Origin of the sequence: Brevibacillus sp. LEMMJ03 (assembly GCF_007197875.1) — a bacterium.
In the GTDB taxonomy this organism is placed as follows: domain Bacteria; phylum Bacillota; class Bacilli; order Brevibacillales; family Brevibacillaceae; genus Brevibacillus; species Brevibacillus thermoruber.
On sequence record NZ_VKJN01000024.1, the window covers coordinates 21553 to 45572 of the forward strand.

At 54.0% G+C, this 24020-nt stretch carries 20 protein-coding genes and 1 pseudogene; 19 read left to right on the plus strand and 2 right to left on the minus strand.

Going from position 1 to position 24020, the window contains the following annotated elements:
- Nucleotides 1-306 precede the first annotated feature (306 nt).
- The 8 genes from FOI68_RS20865 to FOI68_RS20900 all read left to right on the plus strand — a co-directional run bounded on the left by FOI68_RS20865 (nt 307) and on the right by FOI68_RS20900 (nt 8546).
- Complete coding sequence (locus FOI68_RS20865) at nt 307-1173, plus strand: FAD binding domain-containing protein (RefSeq protein WP_029099741.1); 867 nt, start codon at nt 307-309, stop codon at nt 1171-1173.
- A 54-nt stretch (nt 1174-1227) separates the two neighbouring features.
- Nucleotides 1228-1740, plus strand: a complete 513-nt coding sequence (locus tag FOI68_RS20870; protein WP_035289752.1) for a (2Fe-2S)-binding protein — start codon at nt 1228-1230, stop codon at nt 1738-1740.
- Entirely contained in the window at nt 1730-4081 is a 2352-nt protein-coding gene (locus tag FOI68_RS20875) for an aerobic carbon-monoxide dehydrogenase large subunit (RefSeq protein WP_143864187.1), read from the plus strand. The genes FOI68_RS20870 and FOI68_RS20875 overlap by 11 nt, the downstream gene beginning before the upstream one ends.
- Nucleotides 4082-4177: 96 nt before the next feature.
- Complete coding sequence (locus tag FOI68_RS20880; RefSeq protein ID WP_185973994.1) at nt 4178-5122, plus strand: XdhC family protein; 945 nt, start codon at nt 4178-4180, stop codon at nt 5120-5122.
- A 26-nt stretch (nt 5123-5148) separates the two neighbouring features.
- A complete protein-coding gene (locus FOI68_RS20885; protein WP_044899166.1) occupies nt 5149-5634 on the plus strand; it encodes an SRPBCC family protein in 486 nt (161 codons plus the stop codon).
- Nucleotides 5631-6497: an AAA family ATPase gene (locus FOI68_RS20890; RefSeq protein WP_035297651.1), complete on the plus strand. Its 867-nt coding sequence runs from the start codon at nt 5631-5633 to the stop codon at nt 6495-6497. Before FOI68_RS20885 ends, FOI68_RS20890 begins: the two co-directional genes overlap by 4 nt.
- The gene (locus FOI68_RS20895; RefSeq protein WP_185973995.1) at nt 6485-7618 is read left to right on the plus strand and encodes a vWA domain-containing protein; all 1134 of its coding nucleotides are present in this window, start codon (nt 6485-6487) and stop codon (nt 7616-7618) included. Before FOI68_RS20890 ends, FOI68_RS20895 begins: the two co-directional genes overlap by 13 nt.
- 61 nt (nt 7619-7679) lie before the next feature.
- Nucleotides 7680-8546 (plus strand): cupredoxin domain-containing protein, encoded by an 867-nt coding sequence (locus FOI68_RS20900; protein WP_143864190.1) that lies wholly within the window; start codon nt 7680-7682, stop codon nt 8544-8546.
- Between the two features lie 179 nt (nt 8547-8725).
- On the opposite strand, the gene FOI68_RS20905 is transcribed toward FOI68_RS20900, so the two are convergent.
- Complete coding sequence (locus FOI68_RS20905) at nt 8726-9691, minus strand: carbon-nitrogen hydrolase family protein (RefSeq protein WP_143864191.1); 966 nt, start codon at nt 9689-9691, stop codon at nt 8726-8728.
- A 225-nt stretch (nt 9692-9916) separates the two neighbouring features.
- Between FOI68_RS20905 and FOI68_RS20910 the strand changes: the two genes are divergently transcribed.
- The 6 genes and pseudogenes from FOI68_RS20910 (at nt 9917) to FOI68_RS20940 (ending at nt 17789) form a co-directional block, all read left to right on the plus strand.
- Entirely contained in the window at nt 9917-11497 is a 1581-nt protein-coding gene (locus FOI68_RS20910; RefSeq protein WP_255433752.1) for an acyl-CoA synthetase, read from the plus strand.
- A 48-nt stretch (nt 11498-11545) separates the two neighbouring features.
- Complete coding sequence (locus FOI68_RS20915; protein ID WP_255433753.1) at nt 11546-12916, plus strand: MFS transporter; 1371 nt, start codon at nt 11546-11548, stop codon at nt 12914-12916.
- A 516-nt stretch (nt 12917-13432) separates the two neighbouring features.
- A pseudogene (locus tag FOI68_RS20925) lies at nt 13433-15053 on the plus strand (long-chain-fatty-acid--CoA ligase).
- Between the two features lie 86 nt (nt 15054-15139).
- The gene (locus tag FOI68_RS20930; protein WP_044899161.1) at nt 15140-15913 is read left to right on the plus strand and encodes an SDR family oxidoreductase; all 774 of its coding nucleotides are present in this window, start codon (nt 15140-15142) and stop codon (nt 15911-15913) included.
- Nucleotides 15914-15944: 31 nt separating this feature from the next.
- Nucleotides 15945-16733 carry an enoyl-CoA hydratase/isomerase family protein gene (locus tag FOI68_RS20935; RefSeq protein WP_255433754.1) on the plus strand — a complete coding sequence of 263 codons (789 nt, stop codon included), beginning with the start codon at nt 15945-15947 and terminating at the stop codon, nt 16731-16733.
- An 81-nt stretch (nt 16734-16814) separates the two neighbouring features.
- The gene (locus FOI68_RS20940) at nt 16815-17789 is read left to right on the plus strand and encodes a quinone oxidoreductase family protein (protein ID WP_143864194.1); all 975 of its coding nucleotides are present in this window, start codon (nt 16815-16817) and stop codon (nt 17787-17789) included.
- Between the two features lie 499 nt (nt 17790-18288).
- Here FOI68_RS20940 and FOI68_RS20945 read toward each other — a convergent pair whose 3' ends face one another.
- Nucleotides 18289-18525, minus strand: a complete 237-nt coding sequence (locus tag FOI68_RS20945) for a hypothetical protein (protein ID WP_143864195.1) — start codon at nt 18523-18525, stop codon at nt 18289-18291.
- 190 nt (nt 18526-18715) lie between these two features.
- Between FOI68_RS20945 and FOI68_RS20950 the strand changes: the two genes are divergently transcribed.
- The 5 genes from FOI68_RS20950 to FOI68_RS24305 all read left to right on the plus strand — a co-directional run bounded on the left by FOI68_RS20950 (nt 18716) and on the right by FOI68_RS24305 (nt 23937).
- Complete coding sequence (locus FOI68_RS20950) at nt 18716-20677, plus strand: putative thiazole-containing bacteriocin maturation protein (protein WP_143864196.1); 1962 nt, start codon at nt 18716-18718, stop codon at nt 20675-20677.
- Nucleotides 20674-22617 (plus strand): TOMM precursor leader peptide-binding protein, encoded by a 1944-nt coding sequence (locus FOI68_RS20955; RefSeq protein WP_044899156.1) that lies wholly within the window; start codon nt 20674-20676, stop codon nt 22615-22617. The genes FOI68_RS20950 and FOI68_RS20955 overlap by 4 nt, the downstream gene beginning before the upstream one ends.
- Nucleotides 22618-22707: 90 nt before the next feature.
- Complete coding sequence (locus FOI68_RS20960) at nt 22708-22986, plus strand: hydrogenase maturation nickel metallochaperone HypA/HybF (RefSeq protein ID WP_082059622.1); 279 nt, start codon at nt 22708-22710, stop codon at nt 22984-22986.
- Nucleotides 22987-22990: 4 nt separating this feature from the next.
- Nucleotides 22991-23659 (plus strand): hydrogenase nickel incorporation protein HypB, encoded by a 669-nt coding sequence (gene hypB, locus FOI68_RS20965; protein ID WP_143864197.1) that lies wholly within the window; start codon nt 22991-22993, stop codon nt 23657-23659.
- Nucleotides 23647-23937 (plus strand): acylphosphatase, encoded by a 291-nt coding sequence (locus FOI68_RS24305; RefSeq protein ID WP_143864198.1) that lies wholly within the window; start codon nt 23647-23649, stop codon nt 23935-23937. Before hypB ends, FOI68_RS24305 begins: the two co-directional genes overlap by 13 nt.
- The last annotated feature ends 83 nt before the right edge of the window (nt 23938-24020 follow it).

Consider the following 24020-nt stretch of genomic DNA (forward strand, 5'->3'; position numbering starts at 1 on the left):
TTCTCCGAAATTTTGTTTGAATTAATAAAATATTTTGTGAATTTTCGTGACGATAGTCATTATAGCATAACGAAAATGAGAAATGAACGTTCGAAAGCAGAATGTGGGAGCGGTTGATAGCGTGACCAATGTGCTGCGACATACCGGATAAACCTGAAAGGTCATGATGATCTATCTAGCAAAAAAATCTGCATGAATTAAATTTTCAATATTCTAATGATTCAGGTATCGTGGTATACTGGGATTAATTCAAAACAGTCATAATTATTAGAATTCTAAGTCGGTAAAGGGAGGGTTTCTTTTTTTATGATTCCAACTGCATTTGATTATTATTCACCGACGACCGTAGACGAAACGATCGCCTTACTGCAAAAACACGGGTACGATGCGAAGATTTTGGCGGGCGGTCAAAGTTTGCTGCCCATGATGAAGCTGCGCGTAGCGATGCCGCCCATTTTGATTGACATCAATCAACTTGACGATTTGCGAGGCTGGCGAGAAGAGAATGGGTACTTGAGAATCGGGGCGCTGACGAGACATGCCGATCTCGAACAGGAACGGAATTTGATGGAGCGCTACCCGCTTTTATCGAAAACGGCAGAATGGATTGCGGACGTACCGGTTCGGAATCGGGGGACCATTTGCGGCTCTCTCGTCCATGCAGATCCGGGTTCGGACTGGGGAGCCGCGATGATTGCCCTGCGTGCGGATGTTGAGGTAATCGGTCCATCCGGTGTGCGGCGTGTTCCGATTGACGAGTTTTTTGTCGACACCTTCACAACATCGCTGGAGATCGATGAGATTGCCTCGGCCGTGTTGATCCCTTCCCCCATAGGCCGCGTAGGAGCACGCTACATGAAATTGGAACGCAAAGCGGGAGATTTTGCGATTGTGGGGGTGGCGCTGCAGGTTGTCAAAGCAAACGACGGAACCATTCTGGATGCCGGTATTGGCTTGTGCGCATGCGGCGATGTTCCCGTTCGGGCCAAAAAGGCTGAAGAATGGCTGATCGGTCGCTCACTTGACAAGGAAACGATTCAACAGGCTTCGCTCCTGGCCCAGGAAGACGCGAATCCGGCTACGGACCTCCGTGGAAGCGCCGAGTACAAGCGAGACCTGGTACGGGTGTTTGTCAAGCGAGGTCTTGAAGAAATTGCCGATGAACTCCGCTAGCTGTACGTGCTGGATACAGGTTTTCAGTATGAAACTGGGAGGGACGATGATTTTATGCAGATGCGTGTAACGGTAAACGGACGTGTGTATGAATCGGATGTCGAGCCCCGCACGTTGCTGGTCTATTATCTCAGGGAACATCTGAGACTGACGGGGGCGCACGTCGGATGTGACACGACAACGTGCGGCGCGTGCACCGTTTTGTTGAACGGAAAGGCGGTGAAATCCTGTACGGTGTTGGCGGTACAGGCGAACGGCCAAGAAATCCTGACGGTGGAAGGACTCGAACGTGACGGTGAACTGCATCCGCTGCAAAAGGCATTTTGGGAAGAGCATGCCCTCCAATGCGGGTACTGTACACCGGGAATGATCATGACAGCGTGTGAACTGTTGGAACGAAATCCGTTTCCTACGGAGGAGGAAGTTCGCAAAGGAATTTCAGGTAATGTATGCCGGTGCACAGGTTATGTGAACATCGTCAAGGCGATCCAGTCAGCAGGGCGTCAGATGGCGGAGCAAAACAAGGTTCCCAACGACCAATCGGAGGTGGTTCCCAGTGGCAATTAATCAATGTGAACTTCGGCCGATGGGGAAATCGATTCATCGCAAAGAAGATCCCCGGTTTATTCGAGGACAGGGGCGATATGTGGACGATATCGTGCTGCCCGATATGCTGTACATGAGCATCGTCCGCAGCCCCTATGCGCATGCGAAGATTACCGGCATCAATACTGACGCTGCCTATCAGGTTCCCGGTGTGAAATTGATCATCACCGGTGAGGATCTGGAAAAGATGAAGCTGGCGTGGATCCCCACCATGGCCGGCGACGTGCAGATGGTACTGGCAACCAACAAGGTGCTGTACCAATATCAAGAGGTGGCGGCAGTCGTTGCGGAAACCCGCGCTGCGGCAGTGGATGCGGCCCAATTGGTCGAGGTCGAATACGAGGCGCTGCCGGTCGTAGTCGACCCGTTCCGCGCCTTGCAGCCGGATGCTCCTGTACTGCGGGACGACCGCGAGAAGAAGAGCAACCATATTTGGCACTGGGAAGCGGGAGATCGGGAAAAGACAGAAGAGATTTTTCAAAACGCTCCGGTGGTGGTCAGTCAGGACGTGCGTTTTCAACGGGTACACCCGTCCCCGCTGGAACCATGCGGATGTATCGCTGATTACAACAAGGGGACAGGCAGATTGACCTGGTATGTCACCTCCCAGGCGCCGCATGCGCATCGAACGGTGTTGGCGATGGTAACCGGTCTGCCGGAACACAAGATTCATGTCATTTCTCCGGACGTTGGCGGAGGGTTCGGGAACAAGGTTCCTGTCTATCCGGGCTATGTGTGTGCCATCGTTGCCTCCCTGAAGCTGGGGCAGCCGGTCAAATGGATCGAAACCCGTACGGAAAACATTGCAAGCACGGGATTCGCCCGTGATTATCATATGAAGGCGGAGATCGCCGCGGACGAAAACGGCAAGGTGTTGGGGCTGCGGGTGAAAACGATTGCGGATCACGGCGCGTTTGACGCTGCGGCGGACCCTACAAAGTTTCCTGCCGGATTGTTCAGCATCGTGACCGGTTCCTATGATTTTCAGCAGGCGTTTGTGGAAGTGGACGGCGTTTATACCAACAAGGCGCCGGGTGGAGTGGCCTATCGTTGTTCGTTCCGCGTCACGGAAGCTGCGTATTTGATCGAACGAACGATGGATGTCTTGGCACGAAGGTTGAACATGGATCCGGCCGAACTGCGATTGCGCAATTTTATCAAGAAAGAACAGTTTCCCTACCAGTCTCCGACAGGATGGACCTATGACAGCGGTGACTATGAGCAAACATTCAAGCTGGCGCTTGAGAAAATCGGTTATCATGAACTGCGCAAGGAACAGGCGGAGAAGCGCGCGCGCGGCGAGCTGATGGGCATCGGGATTTCCACGTTTACGGAAGTGGTGGGTGCCGGTCCTTCCCATTCGTTTGACATCATGGGGATCAAAATGTTTGACAGTGCTGAAATCCGCGTGCATCCGACCGGCAAGGTGATTGCCCGACTGGGCGTACGGCACCAGGGACAAGGGCATGAAACGACGTTTGCGCAAATCATCGGAGAAGAACTGGGATTGAGCGCAGATGACGTGTTGGTGGAAGAGGGGGATACCGATACGGCTCCCTATGGCTTGGGGACGTATGCGAGCCGCAGTACCCCGACAGCAGGAGGAGCGGCGGCTCTCTGTGCGCGGCGAATTCGGGAAAAGGCGAAGAAGATCGCAGCGCATCTGCTTGAAGTGGGGGAAGAGGATGTTTCGTGGAATGGAGAGGCGTTCGAAGTAAAGGGGCTCCCGTCCCGCAAGGTTACGATGGGGGAAGTCGCTTTGGCCGCCTATACGAATTTGCCGGAGGGCATGGAGCCTGGTCTCGAAGCCACGTATTATTACGATCCGCCCAACCTGACCTTCCCGCATGGGGCTTATATTGCGGTTGTGGATATTGATACAGGTACGGGCGCGGTGAAAGTACGCCGTTTCCTGGCTGTGGATGACTGCGGAAACGTGATTAATCCGATGATCGTGGAAGGGCAGGTACACGGTGGACTGACGGAAGGGTTTGCCATTGCGTTCATGCAGGACATTCCGTTTGACGAGGATGGAAACTGCCTGGCACCGAACTGGATGGATTACCTCGTTCCGACTTCGCTTGATTCCCCGCATTGGGAAACAGACCGGACGGTTACCCCATCGCCGCATCACCCGATCGGGGCAAAAGGAGTGGGCGAATCACCGAATGTCGGTTCTCCGGCCGCCTTCGTCAACGCTGTTGTGGATGCGCTTTCTCCGTTTGGTGTTGAGCATATCGACATGCCGATTTTCCCTTGGAAGGTGTGGGAGATTTTGCGTAAGAACGGGGTCTCCGAATAAAAAGGAAGTCCTGCGCATGAGAGGAGGATGGTCTGACGGGGGACTGCTCCCCGTCAGACACCCGATATGGATAAGATCTGGCAAGAGGCGCTTCGATTGGAAGAAGCCCGGGAACCGTTCGCTGTGGTTACCGTGGTTCGAACCGTAAAACCCTCTTCCGCGATTGTTGGCGCAAAAGCATTGGTTACCGCAGCGGGAGAGATGATCGGTTTTGTTGGCGGTCAATGCATACAATCCCTTGTCATTTCACAAGCATTGACATGCATCGAAAATGGGACCAGCCAGCTTGTGCTGATCACGTCCGATTCGTCGCAGCTTCGTTCAACGGACGGGATTACCGTTTTGCCGATGACCTGCCACTCGGAGGGGACCGTTGAATTGTTTATCGAGCCAAAGCTCCCGGCGCCCGTTTTACTGGTGATCGGTCATTCCCCCATCGCTGATTCCTTGCAAAAAATAGCGGTCCACCTGGATTTTCAGGTAAAATCCGTGGCACTGGACCATGCGTCGTCTGATGGCGCCGACAACCTGTCCCGTTTCACGGAAACCATCCGCGCACATTTGTCACCGGGAGCGTATGTGGTTGTCGCTTCGATGGGGCTCTATGACACGGAAAGCCTCCGGGCGCTGCAGGGATTTTCCCTTTCGTATGTGGGGTTGGTCACAAGTCCCAGACGACGAGAAGCGGTACTCGCAGATTTGCAGAATCAAGGAGTTTCGGAAGCGTTTTGTTCCTTCCTTTCGGCTCCGGCCGGATTGGATTTGGGAGCGGTCGATCCGGCTGAAATCGCGGTTACGATTTTGGCGGAAATCATCGAATCCCGAAGGAAGAAACAGACCCTTTCGCATTTGACGCCGCCTGTGACAGAGAACAAGTCCCGGCGGGAGGTGATTGATCCGATCTGCCGCATGGTGGTGGATTTGAACACGACTCTCCATAAAGCGGAATACCAGGGCAAGGAGTATGGCTTTTGTTGCCCGCATTGCCGCCAGGAATTCTTGAAACATCCTGAAACCTATGCATGTACGGTAGAAGTCTAACGTTGATATCGAAGGAGGAATTTAGAATGAAGACTTACAGTGGAGATTTTACCATCCCGGTATCCCGCGACATGGTTTGGAATTTTCTGATGGACCCGCACAAGGTGGGACCGTGCCTGCCTGATTTGTTAAGCATGGACGTATCCGACAACCACCATTTTCGGGCCAAAGTGCGTGTCGGTGTAGGCCCTATTCGCGGCGCTTTTGATTTGGCCAACAGTATTACGGTAGAGGAAGAGGGCAAGTCGGCTTCCATGTCGGTCAAGGGGGGAGGCATGGGAAGCGGGGTTGATATGAACGCAAACATGCTTTTGGAAGATTTGGAAGAGGAGCAGGGTACCCTTTTGAAATGGACCTGCGACGTCGTGGTCAGCGGGCCGATTGCCACGATCGGAGGACGCTTGATTGACGGGCAGGCTCGGAAGATTACCGAACAAGTGTTTGAGAACATACGAAATGCGCTGGTTTCCTTGAAGAGCGAAGTGGCGGTGACAAATGAGGAGGAAGAATGAACGAACATATTCATAAGCTGCAGGAAGAATTGCGCCGAGCCCGTTATGTGGCGGATCAGGCACTCACAACCGTACTGTACCTGGCGGGGCGTCTCGGGCGCCCTGTTCTTATGGAAGGGCCAGCCGGCGTTGGAAAAACGGAATTGGCGAAAGTGATGGCGCAGATTCGCGGTGTTGACTTTATCCGGTTGCAGTGCTACGAAGGATTGGATGCTGCCCATGCCTTGTATGATTGGGATTATCCCAAACAACTGCTCACCGCGCGCACGGTCATCGAAGGACACGAACAGCGAAAAATCTCAACAGATATCTATACCGAAGAGTATCTCATCGAGCGTCCGCTTTTAAAAGCGCTGCGGTCGCAGCCCGCGCCTGTTTTGTTGATAGATGAGGTGGATCGCGCTGATGAGGAGTTTGAAGCGCTGCTGCTGGAATTTTTGGCGGAGTTTCAAATTACGATTCCGGAAATCGGTTCCTTCCGCGCTCAACAGCCCCCGATGGTGATCCTGACATCCAATCGTACCCGGGATCTGTCGGATGCTCTCCGCAGGCGCTGCTTATACGTTTGGCTGGACTATCCGAGCCTGGAGCGCGAAGTGGAAATCATCAGGCTGCGTGTGCCGGGATTGGCTGAAGAGCTGATCCGTCAAATCACGCGCGCCGTGCGTCAAATGAGGCAGTGGTCTTTGTTGAAACCGCCGGGAATGGCCGAATCGATTGACTGGGCACAGGCCATCGAGAAATTGGATGTACGTGAGCTGGATGAGGAAAGCATCTCCCTTACCCTGGGATGTGTTCTGAAGACACAAGAAGATATGGAGTTTGTGTATCAGAAAGGGTTGGCCCTGTTATGGAAGTCCTAGAGGTGCTGTCCAGACAGATCGGTCTGCTGTCCGGCAGGATTATCGAGCAGGTGCAGAGTTTTGCTCCGTTTCTCAGACAATACGGATTTCGAGTAGGGACTCCCGAAAGCCTGACGGCAATCGAGGCCTTATCGGCCATTGAGATCGAGTCGATGGAACAAGTGATGGATGCCATGCGCTCCATCTACGTGAAAAATCCGGCAGAATGGGCGATATTTCCGAGTCTGTTCAAGCGTCATTTCGGCGTTGTCCAGCACGAATGGAAACAGACAACCGTGCTGGAAGGCGATACCGAGCTGCAGCAGTCGGGGAGCGGCTCCGCTGAAACCTCGTCGTCCCTGCAGATTGAAGGCGCCATGCTCCGCGCATACAATCCCAATCATGGTCAACGCTACGCGCTTCGCGTACTGAAAGAGGGGCAGTTACAACAAATCCTGTATTGGACCCGAAAAGCGGTCCTTCAATTTGAAAGCCCGCGCAGTCGGCGCTTGGAAAAGGGACGGCGGTTTCCCATCGATTTTCGGCGAACCATCCGACATGCCATGAAAAATGGGGGAGATCCTCTTGTCATCTATAAACGCAAATATCGAAGGGCTCGCCCGAGAATTGTGATTGTGACAGATATCTCCGGCTCGATGAAACCGCATGCCGATTTTTTCACCACGGTTGCCTGGGCCTTTTTGCACACCAGGGCACGTGTGGAAACGTTTGTGTTTAGTACGGAGATCAAGCGGATTACACCGCTGTTATCACGTCACATTGTTCATGGCATCCCCTTTGAACAATTGATCGAGTTGAAAGGCGGCACACGCATCGGGTTTTGTCTGTCTCGACTGGCGCATCGGTATGGCAGTCTGCTGCGGAAACAGACATGCCTCATCATTGTTTCGGATGGATATGACACGGGACATCCCCACATGTTAAAACGCGCGATGGACACGCTATCCGGGCTGGTCGGCAAAATCGTATGGGTCAATCCGCTGCTGGGTGAAGAAGGATATGAACCTGTCGCTACCGGAATGAGCACAGCGCTTCCTTATGTCGATCGTTTTGTCGATGTCCATGATCTGGAGTCGTGGATCCAGGCGGTGAAGCTACATCTGTTTGCAAACCAAACGTGAAAGGTGTGTATTGTCCAGATGGCAGGAAACTGCATGTGGCGCTGCTCATGAGTTTGGGGGGATGATGGTGGCCGTCGTAAATGTGCTGTGGATCTTGATCGTTACTGCTTATATCGTCTTTGTGATTGGTCAGCGGCGGGAGAAATTGACGTGCATCGCCGGAATGATGATCGCGATGACCCTGGGAATGATGGTGAGCCTTACGCTGGGGATTCTCATCGGTGTGTATATGCATCATGACGTGACGAAATCCACCATTTTAGCTGTTGTGGCCGGGATGATCGCCGGTTATTCAGCCGGCAAACCCGTCAGCTTGATGGCGGCCATGGACGGGATGCTGGCGGGGATCATGGGCGGAATGATGGGAGCCATGCTGGGTGTAATGCTCGTCTTTCCCACCGCAATGGTTTGGTTTATCAATATCCTCTTCGCGGCCGTGATGGTTGTTCTGCTGCAGTTGATCAAGGAAGAGACAGGAACAGCCAAAAAGGAAGAGAACGAAGGGAAACGGCCGTTTTTCGGCAGTGTCGGCATGATGGTGGGACTGATCGCCCTCACTGGTGGGCTGTTTGTCGTAAAATCGGATCTCTTCGGCGTGAGCCAAGCGAGTTCGCATGAGGCTGGCAGTCATTCTTCGGCACAGGCCGAGATCATGGGTGATGTTCAAGAAGCCACGATTACCGTGAGCGCTTCCGGATACAGCCCCCAACATCTTGAAGTAAAAGCCGGCATTCCTGCCAGGATTCATTTCCGGACGGAGGAAGCTGCCGATTGCTTGCGGCAAGTGTTCTCGGAAGAATTGGGAATAAACAGCATCCTGGAGCCAGGAAAGGACAACTCCATTGTGCTGCAGGAAGTAAAACCCGGAACCTATCGATATACCTGTGGAATGGGATTGTTTGAGGGCACCATTACCGTCAAAGAATAACCACAAAGGGCGTTCATGCAGATCACCGGCACATTCCGCGACAAAAAAGAAAACCCCTGTTTCATCAAGGGTTCAGCGTGTAGACTAGGCACGGAGGGACAAGGTCTACACGCTGGGCTTTTTTTCTGGAAATCAGTCGTTCCTTTCTCGCTGCTCGAATGCGTTGGTTCATGCGATGGTCAGCGGGAATGACGCACCCATGTGACGCTCTCTTTTTTCTCTTCGTTTACCAGCAGTTGAAAAACATCGGGTCTGGCATAATGACCGACGACGTCAAAATCGAATTGGCTGCTGGCAATGAGCCGCAAATCGAGATCGGCGATCAGGATGTCTTCCCGGCCGTACACAGGTTCCACGAGATACTCGCCCAATGGGCCAACGATTGCGCTGCCTCCCCTGCACATCTCGTGCGGAGATGATTCCAATTCGTGATAGCAGGCCAAATCGGTCGGATACATGTCCTTTGTCACATATTGATTGCACGATAGCACGAAGCACCTTCCTTCCAGGGCGATATGACGAAGGGTGGACTGCCACACATCACGCGCATCGGCTGTCGGGGCGATATAAATCTGGACGCCTTTCGCATACATGGCTGCTCGTGCCAACGGCATGTAATTTTCCCAGCAAATCAAGGCCCCGATCTTTCCGTACGGGGTATCCAAAACCGGCAGCGTGCTGCCATCACCCTCGCCCCAGATAATTCTTTCGGAAGCGGTCGGCTTCAACTTGCGGTGTTTTCCAAGCAGCGTTCCATCCGGTCCGAAAAACAGGACGGAGCAGTACAGGGTACCACCGCTGCTCTCGCTGTCTCTTTCGATGACACCCATGACGAGATAGACGCCGGCTTTCCGCGCGGCCTCTCCCAGCACTTCCGTGGTTTCACTGGGCACGGGAACCGAGTTTTCCCAATAGCGAAGCCAATCCTGGCGTCCTTCGGGCGATCGGCTTCCCACGGTCGTTCCGAATGTAAGCCCGCGCGGGTAGGCGGGAATAAATGCTTCGGGAAATACGACGAGTTTCGCTCCTTTTTCCGCTGCCTGCAAGGTTAGCGAGACGGCCTTTTGGGTCGTGGCCTCCCGGTCCATGATGACGGAGGCAGCCTGGACGACAGCCACGCGAACGGCATGCTGCTGGTTTCCCATTTTCGTTCCCCTTTCCTTTGGATCCAGAAAATTCGTGATGTTCCTTTTCTTTATGGTAAATCAAACAAGCCTCTCTGTACTCATCCACTTCAACGGTTTTTTTGCCAGCCATTTGCGGTAGTTAAGCGACAGACCTGTACTATTCATAATTTTGGTGATATTCTGACAATATAATGGTTTCAGGACCCGTTTATCATACGTGGACGTTGCAAGGGGGGCAATTGCATGGCAGGTATGAACCTCGGCTATCTGGCAGCTCGGTCGGCGGCGGCATATCCGGATCATCCGGCCGTCATTTGCGGCGACTCGGTGGTGACGTACCGGGTGTTTAACGAACGCGTCAACCGGGCTGCGAGCGCGCTGCGCCGACTTGGCCTGGCGAAAGGGGAACGGGTGGCCATTCTCTCGCCGAACCGCCCGGAACTCCTGGAAGTGCTTTTTGCGACGTGGAAGGCAGGCCTGGCAGCCGTCCCGATGAACTTCCGCCTCCACCGGGACGAGGTGCGCTACATCTTGAACCATAGTGAAGCCAAGGTGCTTGTGCATGCGGGTGTGTACCAGGATGATCTCGACCTCATTGCGGGGGACCTCGCCGCAACCCGTTTCTCGATTTGTTTGGATGGCTTGGCGGGGAAGGAGCGGGGGCATTCGTTGACGGCTCTTGATTACCGCGCACTGCTGGACAGCGGGGATGCGGCAGAGTGGGTGGAGCCGGTTGATGGAGACGACCTGGCGTGGATCTTCTACACCTCGGGCACCACGGGGCGGCCCAAAGGGGCGATGCTGACGCACCGGATTCTTTTGCTGATGGCGCTGAACACCTGTGCCGACATCTATCCGTTCGGTCACGACGACATCGGACTGCACGCGGCGCCGCTCAGCCACGGCTCCGGTCTGTACGCCCTTCCCCTGATCGCCAAAGGGGGGACGAATGTGATCCTGCCGTCCTCCCGGTTTGATCCGGAAACGGTGTTTGCCGCGATGGAAAGACACCGGGTCACTGTGCTTCCGTTCATGGCTCCCACCATGGTGAAGCGCCTGATTGAATCGGAGGCGCATACCCGGTACGACCTGCGAAGCCTTCGGTGCATCGTGTACGGCGGCGCTCCCATGTACGTGGAGGATCTGACAGCCGGGCTCAAGGCCTTCGGACCGGTATTTGCGCAGGTGTACGGGCAGGGCGAATGCCCCATGACGGTGACCGGCCTCAGCCGCCACGAGCACGACCTGAATCGCCCCGATCGCCTGGCCTCTGCGGGTACAGCCCGTTTGGGCGTGCAGGTGCGCATTCAGGACGCCGAAGGCAGCGCGTTGGCGCCTGGGAGCATCGGCGAAATTGCCGTGCGGGGCGATCTCGTGATGAAGGGATACTGGCGCGACCCGGAAGCTACCTCCGCGACGATTGTGAACGGGTGGCTGCGCACAGGCGATGTCGGGTACATGGACGAGCATGGGTACCTCTATATTCTGGACCGGACGAAGGACATGATCATCAGCGGCGGAAACAACATCTACCCGCGCGAGGTGGAAGAGGTGCTGCTGTGTCATCCGGCCATCCAGGAAGTGTGCGTTTTCGGCGTCCCGGACCCGGAATGGGGGGAGGCGGTGAAGGCCGTTGTGGCGCTGCGGCCGGGGCACGCGGCCACGGAAGCGGAGCTGATTTCGTTTTGCAGGAATCACCTCGCCAGCTACAAGAAGCCTCGTTCGGTGGACTTCGTCGAGGAGCTGCCCAAGAACGCCTATGGCAAGGTGCTCAAGCGTGACCTCCGCGCCAGGTACTGGGACGGGCGTACGCGCAGGGTCTAACCGGGGCATGCGTACCGCTGGCGGACTGTGTCGAGCAGGCTCCCGTGTGTGGTGCTGGCAATCCGCAAGAAAGGAGCGGCGGATTACCGGCTGCCTGGCAGGGAGCAAGCGGCGGGATGTGACAACCGAACGGAAGGGGGAGGAAGTCCTTTGAACAAGTTCCGCGTCCTCTTTGCCAGCATCGCTGGCTCGATCATTGAGTGGTATGATTTTTATCTGTACGGGTCGGCAACTGGCCTGGTTTTTTCCACGCTGTTCTTTCCGACCCACGACCCGGCCATTTCGCTGATTCTCGCCTTTTCCACCTTTGGGGCCGGCTATGCCGCTCGGCCGATTGGCAGCGTGCTGTTCGGCCACCTCGGTGACCGCCTGGGGCGAAAGGCGGCACTCATGTATACGCTGGTCGGGATGGGAGGCAGTTCGACGCTGATTGGGCTGCTCCCCACGTATGAACAAGTCGGGCTGCTTGCTCCCATTTTCCTGGTGATCCTGCGGCTGATCCAGGGGATTTCATTGGGGGGCGAATGGGGCGGAGCCATCCTGCTGGCGACAGAATCCGCGCCCAAAGGAGTTCGCGGGCTTTACGGCTCGATTCCCCAGATGGGGGTACCGATCGGGTTGGTGGCCGGGACTCTAAGTTTTTCGCTCATCAGCCACGTCACGACCAACGAGCAGTTCATGTCCTGGGGGTGGCGGATTCCCTTTCTCTTCAGCATCGTGCTCGTCAGTTTGGCGATCTGGATCCGGAGCGGCATCGAAGAAACCCCGATCTTCCAGGAGCAGAAGGAGAGCGGCGATATCGCGCGGGTGCCCATCGTCGAAGCGCTCCGCAGCGACGGGAAAAACGTGCTGCGCGCCATCGGGTTGAAGCTGGGTGACGGGTTCTTCAACGTCTTCACGATGTCCTACGTGCTCACCTTTGCCACCGTTTACCTGAGTTACCCCCGTGACACGGCCTTGAACGCCCTGACGATCGGATGCGCTGTCATGCTCGTCACCATCCCGATCATCGGGTACCTTTCTGATTTTGTCGGCCGGAAACGCATCTACATCGGGGGATTGATTCTTCTCTTCCTTCTGGCGGTTCCCTACTTTTCGCTGATCGGCAAAGGGGCCGGCTGGTTTTACTGGATGCAGGCGATCGTGCTCGGGATCATCTGGGCGGCGATTTTTTCCACGCAGGGGACGTTTTTCTCCGAACTGTTTCCGCCCAAAGTCCGGTATACGGGGCTGTCGGTCGGTTATCAGATCGCAGCGGCCATTGTCGGTTTTGGACCGCTGATCTGGACCTCCATGGCGAAATCCTACGGTCCATCGCCCTGGATCTTTGGCGGGTTCATGATGGCTGGGATAGCGCTCAGCCTGGCGTTGAGCCTGTTTGCGCCGGAGACGAGAAGCATGGCTTACTCGCGAAGTTGAATCTTCTTTCCTTTGTCTCGGTGACCAAGCTGTTTCGATGAGGGGCACCGCCGTGGGCAGAGCGGTTGGCAGGGGGACGGCTGTTACGAAAAGGCACCTCCGGCAAACCGTTGCGGATGAATGGGGCAGAGGGCAGCACCATCGTTCCTGCCCTCTGATTTGCGTTTGATTCCGGCATGTTGTTCACGGTCGGGTCGATTGAGTCGCTTTAAAAAACAAGTACCGGCCGCAAGCATCCAGTTGTCATTGAGAGAAGGCGCTTTTAATGAAGGGCCTTCTTTTTTTGTCTGCTTTGCGACGTAAGAGGCCTCGCAAATCAAATTTGAATCACGCAAGCAAAAAAGAATCGCGGAAAACCAGCGACTGTACATCTGCTTGATTCATTTTTGAATCGATGGACTGAACGTCAACCGGTGAAATCAGCCTGGAGCGGAACTTGCAAAAGGAATGGTGCAACACAGGCCATCAAGGGCTGGCTGGGGCGAATAGAAGGTCGGCTGGAAAGGAAGAGGGGCGATGGATGTGAACAGGCCGTGGTACGCATTTTATCCAAAAGGGGTTCCCGTGAACATCGAGCTTCCGCATATCTGCTTGTATGATCTCCTGGCACGGACAGCGCGGGAATATCCGGAACAGCTTGCCGTGATCGATGGAGAAAAGAACGTGACCTACGCAGAATTACAGCGGATCGTGGATCGGTTTGCTGCCGTCCTGTATCGTCTGGGGCTGCGCAAAGGCGACCGGATCGCAGTGATGCTGCCCAATTGTCTGGAGTATATCGTCTCCTACTATACCATTCAGCGCCTGGGCGGCATTCTCGTCCAGGTCAACCCGATGTACCAGCAGTCCGAGTTGGCCTATCTGTTGGAAGATTCGGAAGCAACGGCATTCATTGGCCATCGGGAACAAAAGCAGAAACTGGCGTTGATCGGATGGGATGCAAAACTGACGCTGATTTTCGTCGAAGGGGCTTCCCATGAGGGCGAGTACGGCTATTATGAAGAAATAGCCGCTGTATCATCCAAACCTCCTTCCGTGGAAATCGACCCACGGGAAGATATCGCCGTTCTCCAATACGGGAGGAACCACCGGCAGATCGAAAGGAGTCATGTTGACGCATTACAATCTCGTCAGCAATGTCTTGCAAAGCTTTGCATATTCCGACGGGGTGTTCGAGCGGCCCGGCGAGCGCATTCTAAGCGTGTCCCCTTTCTTTCACGTGTACGGGATGACCGGTGCCATGAACATCGCCGTGTACGGGGCAGCCACCATCATCTGCCTCCGCCGGTTTGATGCGAATCACACACTGGAGGTCATCCGCAAATACCGCCCCACCTTTTTCCCGGGGGTTCCCACCATGTACATCGCCTTGCTGCAGCATCCCGATGCGGAAACCATCGGCCTTGACTCATTCAAGGTATGCAACAGCGGGTCGGCACCGATGCCGGTCGAGGTGATGCGCGAGTTCGAACGGAAAACGGGGGCGCGTATCATCGAGGGATACGGGTTATCTGAAGCTGCCCCCATTACCCACCGCAATCCGATCCACGGAAAAAGAAAGCCGGGCAGCATCGGACTGCCGCTCCCGAATACGGATTGCAAGGTGGTCGATCTGGAGACGGGAACGGTCGAACTGCCGCCCGGAGAGCCGGGGGAATTGATCATCAAAGGCCCCCAGGTGATGAAAGGATACTGGAAAAATCAGGAGGAAACCGCTGCCGTTTTGCGGGACGGATGGCTCTATACCGGAGATATCGCCACGATGGATGAGGAAGGCTACTTCTACATCGTGGGCAGAAAGAAAGAGATGATCATTGCGAGCGGTTACAATATTTTTCCCATCGAAGTGGAGGAAGTCATCTATCAGCATCCGGCCGTCGCGGAAGCCTGTGTGTTTGGCATTCCCGATCCCTACCGGGGAGAGACCGTGATGGCGGTGATCGTACCGAAGAACGAGATGCCTGTTACAGAAAAAGAGATCATCGATTGGTGCTCCGCACGCCTGGCCAAGTATAAGGTTCCACGATCGGTTGAATTCAGGGATCGGATGCCGAAAACCGCGGTTGGCAAAATTTTGCGCAGATCTTTGGTGGAAGAAGTGGTGGCGAAGCAGAAATCCGTTGGACGGACAGAGTGAAGTTCGTGGAGGAAAGGAACTTCATTCGGAAAGATCGGCGCTGCTGTTGAAGAGTGTTGGATGAGAACGACTAGGGGGATGGTTTCATGCATGTTCACGATCTTTTTCATCTTGACGGAAAAGTCGCGATCGTAACGGGAGGCGGACGCGGTCTCGGTGAACAAGTTGCGATGGGGCTGGCAGAAGCCGGCGCTGCTGTCGTCGTCTGCTCGCGGAAAAAAGAAGCCTGTGACGAGGTGGCTGAAAAGATCAAAGGAGTAGGCAGGCAAAGCCTGTCGCTTGCGTGTGACGTCACGAATCCGGAAGATGTACAACGCGTAGTGGAGGAAACCAAAAACGCATTTGGCAAGATTGACATCTTGGTCAATAACGCCGGGATCTCGTGGGGTGCCCCTGTCGAGGAATACCCGCTCGAAAAATTCAATCAAATTTTACAAGTAAACGTAACGGGATTGTTTTTAATGTCGCAAGCAGTTGGTCGTGAAATGGTGGCACGGCAATACGGTCGAATTGTGAACATTGCTTCCGTCGCCGGTTTGGTTGGCAGCGATCCTCGCTATATGAATGCAATCGGTTATAACGCGAGCAAAGGGGCAGTGATTTCATTTACACGTGATTTAGCCATAAAATGGGCGCGGCAGGGTGTGACAGTCAATGCGATAGCACCTGGTTTCTTCCCGAGTAAAATGACTTCCGGCCTCCTTCAGAAGTTTGGGGATCAACTCCTTGAACGCACTCCCATGCGGCGTTATGGAGGGGAACACGACCTGAAGGGAGCCGCCTTGTACTTTGCATCCGATGCTTCCGCTTACGTCACAGGGCAGGTACTTGCTGTTGACGGAGGGGTTACTGCGATATAAGGAATCCCAACACTTCACTGGAGGAGTCGATATGGAAGAACTTGTAATCGATACACAAAATGGCGTGCGAACGTTAACCCTGAATCGTCCCGAGCGCCTGAATGCACTCAATGATCCTCTTCGTTCGGAGATCGAAAGGGCCTTGACAGAGGCATCGGCTGACGATGACGTTCGCGTCGTCGTGATAACAGGTAAGGGACGCGCGTTTTGCACAGGGCTTGATTTGGCCGATCTGGATAAGAGGAGTGCGTCCGGCATCTCCCGTCACGGACGGTTGGACGACCTTGGGTGGGTAGGCCGACAAGCACTGGGGATCGTTCACTGCGATAAACCCGTGATTGCCGCGATAAACGGAGTGGCAGCGGGGGCGGGATTTGCCCTGGCACTTGCATGCGATTTGCGCTTTATGTCCGATCGTGCGAGAGTGACTGCCGGGTACATCAGACGAGGGTTAAATCCTGACGCGGGGATGAGCTACTTTTTGCCCCGGTTGGTCGGGCTCACAAGGGCTGCAGAGATGATCTTCACCGGCCGCGACGTATATCCTGATGAAGCCCAACGAATCGGGATGGTTAACGACGTATTCCCTGATGAAGAATTTCATGAGCGCGTCATGGAATTTGCCAGACAATTGGCCAGTGGTCCTCCGATTGCGCAGACGCTTTCGAAACGACTCCTCGTGCAAAGCCTGGAAACCGATCTTGTCACATTGTTGAAACAAGAGTATTCCTCCATAACATTCTGTTTCGGGACCCAAGATGTAAAGGAAGGAATTGAGGCCTTTCTTGAAAAACGGAACCCGGAATTCCGCGGGGAATAACGAAATCACCGAGAAAGGGAGGCAGCCGTGGATCCTAACAGAGTAGGAATCACGTATCTTCATACAGGGGGATGAAAACGGATGAAAGCCATTCAATTTCGTGAGTATGGAAGTCCTGAGGTATTGCAAACAGTCGATGTTCCCGTTCCGACAGGAAAACCAGGGACAGTGTTGGTACAAGTCAAAGCGGCAGGAGTAAACTTTGCGGACACGATGCGCCGCCGCAATCAATATTTGGCGAAAACCCCGCTCCCTTACATCCCCGGTTCGGAAGTTGCCGGTGTCATTGCAGAGGTTTCACCTGAGGTAACCCAATACAAGGTGGGGGACCGCGTCGTCGCCTTGACCGAAAACGGATGCTATGCAGAGTATGTGGCTCTTCCTGAACATCAGATTCATCCCATACCGGATGGAGTGGATTTTGACCAGGCAGCTGCCTTATTGCTTCAGGGGCTGACCGCCTACCATGTCTTGAAGACGTCAGGGCAGTTGGTTCAAAGGGATTCCGTATTGGTTCACGCGGCAGCAGGAGGAGTCGGGACGCTGGCTGTTCAGTTGGCGAAACTGATGGGAGCGGGGCACGTGATCGCTGCGGCAAGCCGTTCGGACAAATTGGAACTGGCTCGTTCACTGGGAGCCGATGCCGGGGTTAATTATTCGGAGTCGAATTGGAACGATCAGGTGATGGAGCTGACAAGAGGCAGAGGTGTCGATATCGTGTTGGAAATGGTAGGGGGAGAACATTTTGCGAAAAGTGTAACATGCCTGGCAACGTTCGGGCGACTTGTCTATTACGGTAGAGCGGGCGCAGAAACAACCCAGTTTGATCCTTCTGTACTTATGCATCGGAATACGAGCGTAGTGGGATTCTGGCTGCCGCGCATTCTTCAGCATCCGGTCTTGTACAGGGAGAGTGTGAAGCAGCTGCTTGACTACGTGGAGGAGAGGAAATTGCAAGTGATCATTGGAGAAAGAGTGCCGTTAACGGAAGCGAAAAGAGCTCATGAACTGCTGGAAGGGCGTCAGACAACAGGCAAGGTTGTTTTAATTCCGTAATGAAGACACGGGGCATGAATAGAAGATATCAGTGTTCCCCCGGCGTCGTCACTGGGAAACCGTTGATTTTGGGGAGGGCAAAAGGAAGAAACGCATTGTTGACGCCATGAAAGCGCGCGGCTGGTTGTAGCCCGCGAACAAGGAAGTCCATCGGATGAGACCGCCTGCTCGGCGGTTTTTTTGTTGTGTTCTCTGAGCGGGTGGGTTAAGCAGCTATTATCCAAAATGACATAGGCATCTTGCTAGAAAGACATTTATACCAAAACTCAATAAATAGGTAGTTGAACCGTAACTAATAGCAAATCATGTCCATAAATTGATAGTACTAATCGCACTTGACGGTTTCACTCGTCGGGGAGTTGTTTTCCGAATGATCTTCGTTCTAACCTCCTTACCCATTCCTTGTTGCGGTGTCGAAGTACCCAATTGATGTATCGAACGGAGGTGGTACACATGGATGATTTCAAAAAAGAACTACTAAAGTTGAGAGTTGTCGATTTCAGTTCAGACGATGTGACGCCTTGGGACAGTCAGAGCGACGTTGTTCCGGCTCAACGATGCCGTGAATTTTGCCGTGAGCGCTGTCGTGAATTCTGCCGTGAGCGATGCCGTGAATTTTGTCGTGAACGATGTCGTGAATTTTGCCGGGAACGGTGTCGTGAATTTTGTCGTGAGCGCTGTCGTGAATTTTGCCGAAGATTCTGCCGATAATATGGTTGTGCCCGTTGTTTCTCATTCCCTAATGGAAACCGTGGCTGCTTAAAGAGAAGAGGTCCCCCTGCATAGTCCAGAAGTTGGGCTGGCAGGGGGGTTTTCTTTACAAGATTAGGCATGAGGGACAAATCGCCATACGTAAGAATTAGGTATACCGTGTATACAGTGAAAGTGGATCGCGCAGATTTGAGAACGCGGTAAGGAGGAGCGTAATGACAAATTTGAACCCTTCTATGCGTCTGAAAGTGAAGGGAGACACGTTTTTTCTGCCTGATCCAAACGGCAGCGTGTATTTTCGGAACAACGTAGGCTCGTTCCGTATGGAAGGCGTGGCGATCGATCGGTGGATTGAAAATCTGATACCGATGTTCAACGGGGAGCACACGTTGGAGGATTTGACAGACGGATTGCCGGACCGACATCGGGACCGGGTGTATGAAATCGCCGAAATGCTGTACCAAAACGGCTTTGTTCGGGATGTGAGTCAAGACCGTCCGCATCAATTGCCGGATGAGGTTCTCAAAAAGTATGCTTCTCAAATTGAATTTTTGGAAAATGTAGTGGATTCCGGCGCCTACCGTTTTCAGACCTATCGTCAGGCCAAGGTGTTGGCGGTCGGCTCGGGCCCCTTTTTTGTGTCGTTGGTTGCGGCGTTGTTGGAATCCGGATTGTCCAAGTTCCACGTGCTGGTCACGGACTCGGTGCCGACCAATCGGCAGCGGTTGGCGGAACTGGTGGTACATGCCCGAAAAACGGACCCTGAGGTGGCGGTGGAGGAGGTCATTCTGCAGGAAAAGGGGGTGAGTTTCTGGCGGGAGGCTGTGCAGCCGTTTGAATCGATTTTGTATGTGTCACAGGAGGGCGATGTGGAGGAACTCCGGGTTCTTCATGCGGTCTGCAGGGAGGAGGGTAAGGTGTTTCTCCCCGCCATGTGTATCAAGCAGGTGGGTCTGGCTGGTCCGCTGGTGCATCCGGACTCTGAGGGATGTTGGGAGTCGGCGTGGCGCCGTATTCACCAAACCGCGCTTAGCAAAGACCCGCAGTTGCACACCTTCTCTTCCGCAGCGAGCGTAATGTTGGCGAATGTGATTGTGTTTGCGTTGTTTAAAACCGTTACGGGCGTGACCGAATCGGGCCTGAATCATACATTCTTCCTGCTTGATCTGGCGACGTTGGAAGGAAACTGGCATTCGTTCATGCCCCATCCGCTCGTGACCGGAGATGCGTCGGCCGAATGGGTGGTAGATCTCGATCAACGGCTCGAACAAAGTGCGGTCAAACGTGAGTCGAGCGACTTGTTTCCTTTCTTCAGCCTGTTGACATCGGCGGAATCAGGGATTTTCCATGTGTGGGAGGAGGGGGACTTGAAGCAGCTTCCGTTGGCTCAGTGCCGCGTTCAGGCAGCCGACCCGCTGTCGGAGGGACCGGCTGAGCTTTTGCCGGACATTGTCTGTAATGGTCTGACGCATGAGGAGGCGCGGCGGGAGGCTGGGCTGGCCGGGATTGAAGCGTATGTGTCGCGAATAGTCGCTCCTCTCGTTGCGACGCTTTCCTCACATCAAAAGGAAGGGCAGGTAAACCCGCAAGAATTTGTTGGCGTCGGAGCGGGGGAAACGGTTGCGGAAGGCGTTTGCCGCGGGCTGCAACAGTGTTTGGCCGAGGAGCTGGGCAAACAGCAACAGATGGTTGAGAAGCCGAATGTCATCCCGCTGCAGTTGAGTGCGGTAGAAGATGAACGCTGTCGGTTTTATTTGCAGGCATTGACCACGATGCAAGGAACCCCGATGATCGGCTTGGGAGCGGAAGTGTCCGGTTTCCCTGTGGTTTGGGTCGGTACGAACGGCCGATGGTATGGCAGTGCAGGCTTGAATGTGACAATAGCGTTGCGGAAGGCATTGCAACAGGCGCTGCTGAAGGCACAAAACCAAGCGGCGTGCCTCGCGACTTATGCGTTGGAGGTTTCGTCCGTGCTGCTGGACGAAAAGGTCCCGCAACGCCTTGTGATCCCCGCATGTGAAGAGGCGGTACGATCGGAGGTCTTGCAGTCCGCCCTGCAGGTCTTGAAACGGAATGGCAAGCGGCTCTTTGTCCTCGATCTGGCGTTGGAACCAATCTTGAGTGAGGAACTGGCAGGAGTGTTTGGCGTGTTGCTGCGAGAGGAGGAATCCGAGTGAGCGCTGTCGTGGCGGTTGTCGGAGAAGGGGTGTTGGCGGACTTCGTGTGCGAAGGACTGTCCGCCCAATACGAGGTCGTTCGTCAGACCGATTTCAAGGCAGGAGTACCAAAAGCGGCGGATTTGGCTCTGGTACTGCACGATGCCTGGCATCCCTCCATTCATCACGAGGCGGAAGAGGTATTGCAACCGGTCGGCATCCCTTGGCTGCGCGGCTTCGTTTCGTTTGGCGAGGGCGTGGTCGGGCCGCTGGTTCGCCCGGGCGCGCCAGGGTGCTCCCAATGTGCGGACCTGCGGCAGCTCATTGCGGGACGCGACCGCAAGGAGATGTGGGAGCTGCAGCAGAGGTTGGCTTCGCAAGGGGGAAAACCGCGTGACGCATGGGCATCGCGCACGGGACTTTTGCAGGTGGCTCAGCTGCTCGTGGCGGAGGCACAGAGGGTGCTGCAAGGCAGCCAGGCCCACTCGGAAGAACATGTGTTTTTCATCAATCTAAATACGCTGAAGTGCTCGCGTCACTTCATTCTGCCCAACCCGTTGTGTCAGGTGTGTGGGCGATTGCCCGACGATTCAGCGACAGCGGCGCACATTTCGCTGCAGCCTAGTCCGAAGGTCAGCGCCGACAGTTACCGCTGCCGTCCGATGGGGGAACTGAAGAAGGTTCTGGTCAAAGACTATCTGGATTACCGGACTGGAGTAATGAATGGGAAAATGGTTGACCTCGTGGCATCGTTTGCCGATGCGAGTGTGAATCTGCCGCTGTTTACGGAGGACGAGTCAACAGCAGGTCGGACTCATTCCTATGCGGACAGCGAATTGACAGCCATTTTGGAGGGATTGGAGCGATATTGCGGTGTGGAACCCCGCGGAAAACGGAAGGTGATCCGCGACAGTTTCCGCAATCTGGCGGATCAAGCGCTCAACCCCGTCAAGGTTGGATTACACGCGAAGGAACAGTATGCGCGGCCTGATTTTCCGTTCAAACCGTTTGATCCTGACCTCACTATGGATTGGGTATGGGGCTATTCGTTTTTGCAAGAGCGTCCGATTCTGGTTCCGGAGCTGCTCGCCTATTACAGCTCGGGCTGTGGGCACAGCTTTGTCTATGAAACGTCCAACGGATGCGCGTTAGGAGGAAGTTTGGAGGAGGCGATCTTCTACGGCATTTTGGAAGTGGTGGAGCGCGATTCGTTCCTAATGACTTGGTACGCGCAGCTGCCTATTCCGCGCCTTGACCCTTATTCCGCCAACGATCAAGAATTGCGGTTGATGATCGAACGTCTGCGCGCGGTGACGGGATATGATGTGTATTTGTTTAACTCGACGATGGAGTACGGGATTCCAAGCGTTTGGACGCTGGCGAAAAACAGGAAGCAAAAGGGAGTGAATCTCATCTGTGCGGCCGGAGCTCATCCGGATCCGGTTCGGGCGGTGAAAAGCTCGTTACACGAGATTGCCTGCCTGCTGCTGACGATTGACGAGAAATTTGAGGCGAATCGGGAGAAATACGTGCAAATGCTCCACGATCCGTCCCTGGTGCAGAAGATGGAGGACCATTCCATGCTGTACAGTTTGCCGGAAGCGGAAGGACGCCTGCAGTTTTTGCTGGATGAAAATCGTCCGTTGCGAACGTTTGACGAGGAATTCAAGCAAAAAGCCAGGCATGCCGACTTGACCGACGATCTGAAGGAGTTGCTCCAGGCGTTTCGCCGATTCAGCCTCGATGTAATTGTGGTAGACCAGACGACACCGGAAATCCTGCGAAACGGACTGTATTGCGTGAAAGTGCTGATTCCGGGCATGCTGCCAATGACATTCGGGCATCACTTTACCCGCTTGACCGGGCTGGAGAGGGTGCTCCGGGTACCGGCGGAACTGGGGTATGCGAAGCAACCGCTTACATTTGAACAGCTTAATCCGCATCCGCATCCGTTTCCATAAGCCGTAACTAGGAGGGAGGATGAGTCTGGAGGCTGTTTGTTTCTGCATGTTTTTCCTCCCCCTAGGAATAATGGACATGGAAAAGATCATATGGTTAGAGAAAGTACTACGAAACCGGGTGATAACGTGCATGAAGTAGGATTGGCAGCTGAAATACTAGCCATTGTTCAACATGCTGCACAGAAAGCGGGAATGACTACTGTTACTCGAATAAAGGTGGTTGTCGGCGAGCAACTGATGGTTATTCCTGAAGCTCTTCAGTTTGCGTTTTCCTTCATAAAGGAAAATTCATGTGCGAGAAAGGCGGCATTGGAAATTGGCAGCACCAGTGGGCGGGAGCTGTATGTAGACTATGTGGAAGGAGAGTAAGGACGTGAGCCAGCGCATTTATCTTCAACAACAGGTCCTGCAAGGAAACCAGCGATGGGCACAAGAAAATCGCACACGATTTCAGGAACACGCATTACTCGTGGTCAATGTCATCGGGTCACCCGGAGCCGGAAAAACTACTTTATTGGAGAGTATGATTCCTTATATGAAGAGGAACGTACTGGTCGGAGTGATTGAAGGGGACGTGGCAACCACAATCGACTCGGAACGAATGGCTCGCTGCGGGATCCAAACGGTTCAAATCAATACGCATGGCGCATGCCATCTGGACGCGAAAATGATTGCAAGTGCTTCCCGCCACTTTTCCCTTTCCGAATTGGATTTGTTGATCATTGAGAATGTTGGGAATCTGGTTTGTCCCACTGATTTTGATTTGGGAGAAGAGATTCGCGTGGTTGTGCTAAGTACCGCAGAAGGATCGGATAAAGTACAGAAGTATCCGGCAGTATTTCAACAAGCGCATGCTGTTGTCCTGAATAAGATCGACCTTTTGCCATACGTTTCATTTGATTTGGATATTTTTCATAAAGAGTTGTTCCACCTAAATAAGGACATTCGATTGTTCCCCGTTTCCGCTTTGAAAGGAAAGGGTGTGGAAGAATTTAGTGATTGGCTGATGACCACACGAGGAGAAGTAGGATGGAAAGGGTAAGATTGTCTGTACAAGGAATCGTCCAAGGCGTTGGCTTTCGCCCGTTTGTCTACCGAACAGCAGTAAAACACGGTTTGACAGGATGTTCCCGTAATGAACAGGGGGGAGTTGTCATTGAAATAGAAGGAGATCCAGCGTGTATCCAGTCCTTTCTTCATGACCTGCAGACAGAAGTAAGGACACCCGCGAAGATCAGTTCCATCCATATGGAGAAGATACCACCTTTGGGAGAGGAAAGGTTTGTTATCCAACCAGGGTCTGTCAATGATTTTGTGTAAACTCCAATAGCCGTTAGGCTCAGCGGAGATATGGTTGAACTCGCTCCGGAAACTGAACGGACAGTTGCAACAGAATTTGGCCC